Origin of the sequence: Streptomyces sp. NPDC048106, assembly GCF_040706415.1 — a bacterium.
Lineage (GTDB): Bacteria > Actinomycetota > Actinomycetes > Streptomycetales > Streptomycetaceae > Streptomyces.
On sequence record NZ_JBEZND010000092.1, the window covers coordinates 1 to 7703 of the forward strand.

A 7703-nucleotide genomic window follows, 5' to 3' on the forward strand; every position below is an offset into this window, starting at 1 on the left:
CACCTGCTGGCCACCTGGACCGGCACTTGCCCCACCTGCCGACAACCCACCCCATGGCAGCCCTACGACACGACCTAACAAAGCACTACTAGGGCAGTCCTAGTCGCCCTGCCCGGCCAGCATCCGCCCGAGGACCGCCCGTTGCACCGGCAGTACCTCGGTGTGCAGGCCGCGGCCCTTGGGGGTGAGGGAGACCCAGACGCCGCGGCGGTCCTCGGCGCACACCGAGCGTTCCACCAGGCCGTCCTTCTCCAGCCGGCCGATCAGCCGGGACAGGGCGCTCTGGCTGAGATGCACCCGCCCGACCAGGTTCTGCACCCGGCAGTGGTCGCCGTCGCGGGGCGACTCGGAGGCCAGGATGTCCAGCACCTCGAAGTCGCTGGCGCCCAGCCCGTAGGGGTGCAGCGCGCGGTCTATCTCGCACATCGTGCGCGCGTGCACGGCGAGGATGTCCCGCCAGCGTTCCTCGAGCCGGGCCTCGGCCGTTTCCACTGCCATACCGGCACCGTAGCACCGATCCAGCCATTCGTTGAGAGTGCAACTACTTTTCGGTGGCGGGGTCCTGGAGCAGGCCCACCATGTTGCCGTCGGCGTCCTTCACGGAGGCCACGAGCCTGCCGTTGCCGACGTCCCGGACGTCCTGGACGATCTCCGCGCCCGCGGCCACCAGCGCCGCGAGCCGCTCCCGCAGATCGGTGACGTGCCAGAACGGCACCGGCCCGGTCAGGCCCTGCGCATGCCCGTTCGGGTCGAGGCCGACGTCCTGCCCGGCGGCCTTGAACCCGATGTAGTACGGCTCGTCGGCGTACGGCTCGACGCCGAGCAGCGCGCCGAACAGGGCCTTGGCCCGCTCCGGGTCCTTGACGGGGTAGATGATCGTCTGCACGCCGGCGGTCATGGAACTCACTCCTTGAAAAGCAGGGGATGCCAAGAGGTACGAGGCCCGACGGGCTCCCCGTCGGTGCTCCCACGCTAGGCCGGAGGAGCCCGCCGGGGCTTCTCCAATCCTGACCGGTCGCGGCCCCCGGCGGCGGCCGGACGCGCTGAGCCCGCCCCGGCGGAACAAGAGCAGTCCTCTTGGAGAAGAGCAGGTGAACGGCTCGGCGGACGGCCCACGGGTGACCGGTGGGCGGCCGATCCGGCGGTAGTCTGGTGCCCGGCCGTGATCACCCACCGGGGGCCGGCCGAGCAGGAGACGTAAGAACGATGACAACCCCCGAAGCCGGCACCCTCCGCGCCCGCGCCGTACCGAGTCGGCGGACGCGGTGGCGTGCCCAGGGCCCGATCGTCGCCGTGGTCGCCGTCGGCGGCGCCCTCGGCGCCTGCGGCCGCTACGGACTCAGCCTCACCTGGCCCACCCCGCCCGGCGGCTTCCCCTGGGCGACCTTCTGGACCAACCTCATCGGCTGCGCCGTGATGGGTGTGTTCATGGTGTTCCTCACCGAGGTGTGGGCCGCCCACCGTCTCGTCCGCCCCTTCTTCGGCACCGGCGTCCTCGGCGGGTTCACCACCTTCTCCACCTACACCGTCGACATCCGCAGGCTGGTCGAGGCCGGCCGCCCCGAAACCGGGCTCCTCTATCTCGTGGCGACGCCCTGCGCGGCCCTCGCGGCGGTGTGGCTCGCCTCGGTCACCGTCCGCCGGATGCTGACCAGGAGGGAGCGGACATGACCTCGCTCACCGGCCGCGCACTGCGGCTGACCGTCTGCGTCGGCGAGGACGACACCTGGCACCACAGGCCCGTCTACAGCGAGATCGTGCACCGCGCGCATGCCGCCGGGCTCGCGGGCGCCAGCGTCTTCCGGGGCATCGAGGGCTTCGGCGCCTCCTCCCGCATCCACACCTCCCGTCTGCTCTCGCTGAGCGAGGACCTGCCGGTCGCGGTGGTCGTCGTGGACACCGAGGAGCGGATCCGGGCGTTCCTGCCCCGGCTGGACGAACTGGTCCGCGAGGGCCTGGTCACGCTGGAGGAGTGCGAGGTCGTACGGTACGTCGGCCGCGCGCCAGGCCCGGATCCCGGCGCGGCGGGACCGGAAGGCGGGGGACCCCGGTGAACTGGCTGCTCGTCGTGGCCGGGGCCGTGGTCGGCGCGCCCACGCGCTACCTCACCGACCGCGCCGTGCAGGCCCGGCACGACTCGCTCTTCCCCTGGGGCACCTGGGTGGTGAACGTCGTCGGCAGCCTGATCCTCGGGCTGGTCACCGGCGCCGTCGCCACCGGGGCCGCGGGACCCCGGCTGCAACTCCTGCTCGGCACCGGTCTGTGCGGGGCGCTGACCACCTACTCGACCTTCTCCTACGAGACCCTGCGGCTCACCGAGGCCGGCTCCGGCCTCTACGCCTCGGTGAACGTCGTCGCCGGCGTGGCGGCCGGGCTGGCCGCGGCCTTCGCGGGGTTCTGGCTCGCCGGCGCCCGGTAGGCGCGGGCACCCGCCGCCCGGCCGCGCTGCGGCAAGTACTGTCTCAACACTGTCGACCTACTCTCCTCAGAACTGGATTCCATGAGCGCCATCTCTGTCGGTCAGGCCGTCGTCCTCGGAGTGGTCGAGGGGGTGACCGAGTTCCTCCCGGTGTCCTCCACCGGTCACCTCAAGATCGCCGAGGGGCTCATGGACATCCCCGTCGACGACAAGTCCGTCGTCGGTTTCTCCGCCGTCATCCAGGTCGGCGCCATCGCCGCCGTGCTCGTGTACTTCTTCAAGGACATCAAGCGGATCGTTTCCGCGTGGTTCCGCGGCCTGGGCAACCGCGAGGAGCGCTACCACCACGACTACAAGTTCGCCTGGTGGGTGATCGCCGCGACGATCCCCATCGTCCTGGTGGGTCTCGCCGCCAAGCCGCTGATCGACGGGCCGCTGGCCTCGCTGTGGGTGGTGGCCGGTTCGCTGATCGTCGGCTCCGGTGTGATGTGGTGCGCGGACCAGATGGGCCGCCACAAGCGCGGTGAGGACGACACGTCCTTCAAGGACGCGATGTGGGTGGGCTGCTCGCAGATCCTCGCCCTGCTCTTCCCCGGCTTCTCCCGCTCCGGCGCCACCATGTCCACCGCGCTCGTCCTGGACCTGGACCGCGTCGCCGCGACCCGCCTCTCCTTCTTCCTCGGCATCCCCGCGCTGACCGGCGCGGGCATCTACGAGCTGAAGGACGCCCTCGGCGCGGGCGTGGGCGCCGCTCCGCTGGCCGTCGGCACCATCGTCTCCTTCGTCGTGGCCTACGCCTCGATCGCCTGGCTGCTGAAGTTCGTCGCCAAGCACTCCTTCAACGCCTTCGTGATCTACCGCATCGTCATCGGCGCGGGCCTGCTCGGCCTGCTCGCCACCGGTGCGCTCAACGCCTGAGCCGTGACCCTTCGGCCACCCCACGGGGTGCGGCAGCCCGCACGCGGGCGCCGCACCCCGTTCGTGTCCGACGACCACCCGCCTTGACAGAGCGGCCGGACGGCGCGCACGATTCGCCCCGTGAACCTGTCAGACAGCCAGACAGGTGGTCCCGGCCCGCGGCGCGTGAGCGCGATGGAAGCGGTCCTCGGCCACCTCCGCGGCGCCATCGAACGCGGCGAGTACGCCGTCGGCGACAAGCTGCCCTCCGAGGCGCAGCTCGGCCGCACCCTGGAGGTCTCCAGGCCCGTGCTGCGCGAGGCGCTGCGCGCGCTCCAGACGATGGGCCTCACGGTCTCCCGGACCGGCAAGGGCACCTTCGTCGTCGCCAACGCGGTGGAGGACCCCACCTTCGGCGACTACGCGGCCAGCGATCTGCTGGAGGTCCGCCGGCACGTCGAGATCCCGGTCGCCGGCTACGCGGCGCTGCGCCGCACCCCGGACCACCTGGAACGACTGACCGGTCTGCTGGAGCGCATGGAGCGGGAGACGGACACCACCGCGTGGGTCGCGATGGACACCCTCTTCCACCTCACCGTGGCCGAGGCCGCCCAGAACCCGGTCTTCCGCCGGGTCATCGAGGAGATCCGCGACGCCCTGGCACGCCAGTCCGCCTTCCTCAACGAACTCGGCGGCCGCCGCGAGCAGTCCGACCGCGAGCACCGCGCGATCGTGGAGGCGCTCGCCGCCGGCTCCGAACAGGACGCGCTGGCGGCGATGAGCCACCACCTGGACCGCGTCGAACGCACCCTCACCGACATCGTGCGCCGACGACCGGACCCGGGCGTGAGCGCCGCCCACCCCTGACCCCCGAACCCGCCGACGCCGGCGCCGGACGCACCACCGTGCCCCTCCGCCGCCGGCCGCCACGGCCCCGGGCGCGTCCGCACGACGCCCGCGCCCGCACCCCGCACCCGACCGGCGCGCCGCCGCGTGATCCGCGGACCGGCCCGCCCCGACCACTTGATGCAGGCAGAAATGGACATCAGCTCCCGCGCCGACGCGCCCGTCGTCCGCGCACCCCGCCACGCCCCCGTCGCCCACCTCGTCCGCGGCGGTGTCGTCGAGGGCATCCACTACGGCTCCGTCGTCGTCCTCGGCGCCGACGGAGCCGTCGGCTTCCGGCTCGGCGACACCGAGGCCGCCTTCTACCCCCGCTCGGCCGTCAAACCCCTCCAGGCCGTCGCCATGCTGCGGGCCGGGCTGCCGCTGGACGGCGAACTGCTGTCCCTCGCCGCCGCGAGCCACTCCGGCGAGGAGCGCCACCTCGCCGGCACCCGGCGCATCCTCGGCCTGGCCGGACTCGGCGAGGACGATCTGCGCAACGTTCCCGACCTGCCCTTCGGCCCCGCCGTCCGCGACACCTGGATCCGCGACGGCCGGACCCCCTCCCGGCTCGCCCAGAACTGCTCCGGCAAGCACGCGGCCATGCTCTGGACCGCCCGGCTCAACGGGTGGTCCCTCCCCGACTACCTGGACCCCGCGCACCCCTTGCAGCGGGCGATCCGGGAGACCGTCGAAGACCTCACGGAACAGCGGGTCGCGCACGTCACCGTGGACGGCTGCGGTGCGCCCCTGTTCGCCATCTCCCTGCGCGGACTGGCCCGCGCGCTGTCCCGGATCACCTCGGCGGCGCCGGGTACCGCGGAGGCGCGGGTCGCCGACGCGATGCGGGACCACGCGGAGATGGCGTCCGGTGACGGCCGTGACGTCGCGGCCCTGATGCGGGCCGTGCCTGGGCTGCTGGCCAAGGACGGTTTCGAGGGGGTGCAGGTCGCCGCGCTGCCGGACGGGCGGGCGGTGGCCGTGAAGATAGCGGACGGGGCGGACCGCGCGCGGATCCCGGTCGCGGCGGGGGCGCTGGCGCTGGCCGGAGTGGATCCGGCCCTGCTGACCGGGTTCGCGGGGCAGCCGCTGCTCGGCGGCGGGGTGCCGGTGGGAGCCGTACGCGTGGTGAGCGAACTCGGTTCCGCCTGACGCCGGCCGGGGCCGCCGGGCCCCGAGGCGGTCGAAGCCGGCCCGGCACCGGTCGCCTGACCTGCGGTGACGTGAGGTTCCGGGGCGCGGGCGAGGAGTGGGCTCCGGGAGCGGCAGGAGGCACAATGGTGATCATGGCACCGACGTCGTCCTTCACCTTCCTGCCGGTCCTGGAGCGCATCGCCGAGGAGCTGGAGCACACGCCGGGCCGGGGCCGCGCCGCCGACTACATCCCGGCGCTCGCCGCCTGCGACCCCCGTACCTTCGGCATGGCCGTCGCCGAGCTGGACGGCACGGTCTACGGGGTGGGGGAGTGGCGGCAGCCGTTCTCCACGCAGTCCATCACCAAGGTGTTCACCCTCGCCCTGGACCTGGCCCGCGAGGGCGACGAACTCTGGGAGCACGTCGGCCGCGAGCCCTCGGGCAACCCGTTCAACTCCCTGGTCCAGCTGGAGTACGAGAACGGCATCCCGCGCAACCCGTTCATCAACGCGGGCGCCCTCGTCGTCACCGACCGCCTCCAGACCCGTACCGGGGACGCGGCCGGCGTACTGCTCGACTTCCTGCGCGCCGAGTCCGCGAACCCCGCGCTGGACTTCGACCAGGAGGTCGCCGCCTCCGAGACCGCGCACGGCGACCGCAACGCCGCCCTCGCCCACTTCATGGCGTCCTACGGCAACATCGACAACGAGGTGCCGGTCCTGCTCGACCAGTACTTCCGCCAGTGCTCCATCGCCGCCTCCTGTGCCGACCTGGCCCTCGCCACCGGCTTCCTCGCCCGGCACGGCATCCGCGCCGACGGCGGCCGGCTGCTCAGCCGCAGCCAGGCCAAACAGGTCAACGCGGTGATGCTGACCTGCGGCACGTACGACGCGGCAGGCGACTTCGCCTACCGGGTCGGCCTGCCCGGCAAGAGCGGCGTCGGCGGCGGCATCATCGCCGTCGTACCGGGCCGCTGCACCCTGTGCGTGTGGAGCCCGGGGCTGGACGAACGCGGCAACTCGGTGGCGGGCGTGGCGGCCCTGGACCGCTTCACGACCCTGACCGGCCTGTCCGTCTTCTGAAGTTGAGGGGCGAGGCGTCGGCCTGCCGCTGGTGGGACGGCCGGTGTTCCGGGGTTGTTACCGTCATCCCATGGGCTGGACTCGCTCGTGGCCGGGCTCCAGCCCGTCGTGGTCTCCGGCCCGGGTGAACGAAGGAGCGGCCGGTGTCGGGGACGCCGTTCGGAGTTGTTTTGCGCGGTCAGCGGCAGCAGCGTCGCCTGACGATCGAGGAGCTGGCCGAGGCGTCGGGGGTCAGTGCCCGGGCGATCGGCGACATGGAGCGAGGACGCAGCCGGGTGCCGCAGCGGCGCACGGTGGTGGCGCTGGCGGAGGGGCCGGGGCTCGCGGACGCGGAGTGGGACGCCCTGCTGACGGCGGCGCGGGCGGCGCGTCCGACGCGTGCGGTGGCGGTGGCGGGGACGGCTGTGCCGCCGCGGTCGGTGGGGGACTTCACGGCGCGACGGCGAGCTGGCGCGGCTGCGGGAAGCCGCGCGACGGGCGGGCACCGGCGAGGGGGCGTCGGTGTCGGTCATCTCGGGTCCGCCGGGGTGCGGGAAGACGACGCTGGCCCTCAAGGCGGCGGTGGACCTGGCGGCGGAGTTCCCGGGTGGCTGTTTCGTGGTGGACCTGCACGGGGTGGAAGGCCCCATGGACACGAGCGAGGCGCTGCTGAAGGCGCTGGGGGTGTCGGACCGCCGGCTGACGCAGGAGGACGCGGCCGGGCGCGCGGGGCTGCTGCGGGCGCTGCTGGGTGAGCGCCGGTGCCTGGTGGTGCTGGACAACGCGCGGGACGAGGGGCAGGTCCGTGCGCTGCTGCCCGGCGGCGGGCGGAGTCTGGTGCTGGTCACCAGCCGGCGGCCGTTGACCGGCCTGGAGGACGCCGACCGGCTGGCGCTGTCCGAGATGGCGCAGACCGAGGCGGTCGAGCTGCTGCGGCGGATCCTGGGCGAGCAGCGGGCGGACGCGGAAGTCGAGGCCGTGCGCCAGGTGGCGAAGCTGTGCGGGCACCTGCCGCTGGCCTTGCGGGTGGCCGCGAACTGGCTGACCGTGCGCTCGGGCTGGAGCGTGGAACACCTGGTACGGCGCCTGGCCGACGAGGAACGCCGCCTGGGTGCGCTCGCCGCCGGCGATGTGCGGGTGGAGGCGGCGTTCGAGCTGTCGTACCGGCAGCTGACCGGCCAGGCCGCCCGCATGTTGCGGCTGCTGAGCCTGGGGGGTGTCCGGCGGGTCTTGGTGGAGGGAAGTCACGGCACGGTTTTGACCCAGGTGAGCGGGGTCTGGTGCGTCGAGATGCAAGGCGGAGGAGG

The 7703-nt window shown here is 73.1% G+C and carries 10 protein-coding genes and 1 pseudogene; 9 read left to right on the forward strand and 2 right to left on the reverse strand.

Annotated elements, in window-relative coordinates; all coding sequences use genetic code 11:
* Window positions 1-99: 99 nt before the first annotated feature.
* The gene (locus AB0927_RS40610) at window positions 100-498 is read right to left on the reverse strand and encodes a MarR family transcriptional regulator (RefSeq protein ID WP_366672900.1); all 399 of its coding nucleotides are present in this window, start codon (window positions 496-498) and stop codon (window positions 100-102) included.
* Between the two features lie 43 nt (window positions 499-541).
* Window positions 542-898, reverse strand: coding sequence for a VOC family protein (locus AB0927_RS40615; protein WP_366672901.1), 357 nt, complete (start codon window positions 896-898; stop codon window positions 542-544).
* 308 nt (window positions 899-1206) lie between these two features.
* On the opposite strand from AB0927_RS40615, the gene crcB (AB0927_RS40620) reads away from it, so the two are divergent.
* From crcB (AB0927_RS40620) to AB0927_RS40660, 9 genes and pseudogenes are all read left to right on the forward strand, one after another.
* Complete coding sequence (gene crcB / locus AB0927_RS40620) at window positions 1207-1671, forward strand: fluoride efflux transporter CrcB (RefSeq protein WP_366672902.1); 465 nt, start codon at window positions 1207-1209, stop codon at window positions 1669-1671.
* Window positions 1668-2054, forward strand: coding sequence for a DUF190 domain-containing protein (locus AB0927_RS40625; protein ID WP_366672903.1), 387 nt, complete (start codon window positions 1668-1670; stop codon window positions 2052-2054). The genes crcB (AB0927_RS40620) and AB0927_RS40625 overlap by 4 nt, the downstream gene beginning before the upstream one ends.
* Window positions 2051-2419, forward strand: a complete 369-nt coding sequence (gene crcB / locus AB0927_RS40630; protein ID WP_366672904.1) for a fluoride efflux transporter CrcB — start codon at window positions 2051-2053, stop codon at window positions 2417-2419. The genes AB0927_RS40625 and crcB (AB0927_RS40630) overlap by 4 nt, the downstream gene beginning before the upstream one ends.
* 81 nt (window positions 2420-2500) lie before the next feature.
* Window positions 2501-3337 carry an undecaprenyl-diphosphate phosphatase gene (locus AB0927_RS40635; RefSeq protein WP_366672905.1) on the forward strand — a complete coding sequence of 279 codons (837 nt, stop codon included), beginning with the start codon at window positions 2501-2503 and terminating at the stop codon, window positions 3335-3337.
* Window positions 3338-3511: 174 nt separating this feature from the next.
* Window positions 3512-4183, forward strand: a complete 672-nt coding sequence (locus AB0927_RS40640; protein WP_366672909.1) for a FadR/GntR family transcriptional regulator — start codon at window positions 3512-3514, stop codon at window positions 4181-4183.
* 171 nt (window positions 4184-4354) lie between these two features.
* Window positions 4355-5353 (forward strand): asparaginase, encoded by a 999-nt coding sequence (locus tag AB0927_RS40645; protein ID WP_366672906.1) that lies wholly within the window; start codon window positions 4355-4357, stop codon window positions 5351-5353.
* A 125-nt stretch (window positions 5354-5478) separates the two neighbouring features.
* Complete coding sequence (locus AB0927_RS40650; protein WP_366672907.1) at window positions 5479-6417, forward strand: glutaminase; 939 nt, start codon at window positions 5479-5481, stop codon at window positions 6415-6417.
* Between the two features lie 143 nt (window positions 6418-6560).
* A pseudogene (locus AB0927_RS40655) lies at window positions 6561-6704 on the forward strand (helix-turn-helix transcriptional regulator); the annotation flags it as partial.
* A 214-nt stretch (window positions 6705-6918) separates the two neighbouring features.
* Window positions 6919-7703 (forward strand): NB-ARC domain-containing protein (locus tag AB0927_RS40660; protein ID WP_366672908.1); only part of this gene is annotated, 785 nt, incomplete at its 3' end.

Excerpts from the sequence above, each read along its gene's own strand:
- crcB (WP_366672902.1), top strand. The coding sequence starts at position 1,207 with ATGACAACCCCCGAAGCCGGCACCCTCCGCGCCCGCGCCGTACCGAGT.
- AB0927_RS40625 (WP_366672903.1), top strand. The coding sequence starts at position 1,668 with ATGACCTCGCTCACCGGCCGCGCACTGCGGCTGACCGTCTGCGTCGGC.
- AB0927_RS40610 (WP_366672900.1), bottom strand. The coding sequence starts at position 498 with ATGGCAGTGGAAACGGCCGAGGCCCGGCTCGAGGAACGCTGGCGGGAC.
- AB0927_RS40635 (WP_366672905.1), top strand. The coding sequence starts at position 2,501 with ATGAGCGCCATCTCTGTCGGTCAGGCCGTCGTCCTCGGAGTGGTCGAG.
- AB0927_RS40650 (WP_366672907.1), top strand. The coding sequence starts at position 5,479 with ATGGTGATCATGGCACCGACGTCGTCCTTCACCTTCCTGCCGGTCCTG.
- AB0927_RS40615 (WP_366672901.1), bottom strand. The coding sequence starts at position 898 with ATGACCGCCGGCGTGCAGACGATCATCTACCCCGTCAAGGACCCGGAG.
- AB0927_RS40645 (WP_366672906.1), top strand. The coding sequence starts at position 4,355 with ATGGACATCAGCTCCCGCGCCGACGCGCCCGTCGTCCGCGCACCCCGC.
- AB0927_RS40640 (WP_366672909.1), top strand. The coding sequence starts at position 3,512 with ATGGAAGCGGTCCTCGGCCACCTCCGCGGCGCCATCGAACGCGGCGAG.